Annotated in this window: 1 protein-coding gene; it reads right to left on the bottom strand. The window is 46.9% G+C overall.

Going from position 1 to position 256, the window contains the following annotated elements:
- A partial coding sequence (locus Q4528_RS14735; RefSeq protein WP_303522410.1) for a DUF3418 domain-containing protein occupies positions 1-247 on the bottom strand: 247 nt, incomplete at its 3' end.
- Between the last annotated feature and the right edge of the window lie 9 nt (positions 248-256).

Genomic DNA, 256 nt, shown 5'->3' on the forward strand with positions numbered 1-256 from the left:
GAATAAACACTTCACGCGCAACCACCGGGTCGATACGCCCGTAGTTAACCAAACGTTTGTTCACCAAGCTTACGCCGTATAAACGAACACTTTCGTAAGCCATTACAGCCTGTTGTTTAGTTGACCAATGGGGCTCGCTGTATGATTTTTTTATCAGGTGCTTAGCTTGTTCTTCTAACCAAGCGGGTTGAATTTTAGCGACCCCCCGAGCAAACAAGCGAGAGGTTTCCACTAGTTCAGCTGCCACTACCCATTT

The organism is Staphylococcus pasteuri (assembly GCF_030547725.1).
Taxonomy (GTDB): domain Bacteria; phylum Bacillota; class Bacilli; order Staphylococcales; family Staphylococcaceae; genus Staphylococcus; species Staphylococcus pasteuri.